This is a genomic window from Streptomyces sp. CLV115 (genome assembly GCF_038448545.1).
In the GTDB taxonomy this organism is placed as follows: domain Bacteria; phylum Actinomycetota; class Actinomycetes; order Streptomycetales; family Streptomycetaceae; genus Streptomyces; species Streptomyces sanglieri.
On record NZ_JBCEWQ010000416.1, the window covers coordinates 1 to 449 of the forward strand.

Annotated in this window: 1 protein-coding gene; it reads right to left on the reverse strand. The window is 41.2% G+C overall.

Features of this window, described 5'->3' with window-relative positions; genetic code table 11:
• Nucleotides 1-18 precede the first annotated feature (18 nt).
• On the reverse strand, nt 19-372 hold the full coding sequence (locus AADR41_RS42430; protein WP_342287813.1) for a hypothetical protein: 354 nt from the start codon (nt 370-372) through the stop codon (nt 19-21).
• Nucleotides 373-449 lie beyond the last annotated feature (77 nt).

Sequence of the window (449 nt, forward strand, 5' to 3'; positions counted from 1 at the left end):
GCTTCTTTCTTGCAAATGTCACACGTTGTTAATTTCGCCATCCTTTACCTCAAAGTGAATACATCCAAAGTCGGGAGGGAATGCAACATCCACTTCAACCCCTCCATTCGACGGTTTGATAATAACAGTTCCGTATCCGTCGTTTATGTGTCCACGAAATCGAGAACAGATTTTATCCTCGTCACTACTCCATTTCCATTCAGTTCCCCAAAATTTGCAGTTCTTACAGCGGGGGTTGGTGTTTACAAATTCTTCATCTGGAACAATAGGTTTGTAATCTGGATTTATACCAAACGTCATATCGTTGTCAGGCCCGGGGACTTGAATCCATTTTTCCGAAACAGTCTTGTTGGTTTCAAAATTTAGTGTCATTATTCCTGCTTTCTGCCGATGAAGGCAAATTATAGTACAGCACCGCAACTAATACAGTTTCCCCTAGAATCCATTTT

What these genes read in the sequence shown, in the direction of transcription:
- AADR41_RS42430 (WP_342287813.1), bottom strand. Translation starts at nt 372, where the DNA reads ATGACACTAAATTTTGAAACCAACAAGACTGTTTCGGAAAAATGGATT.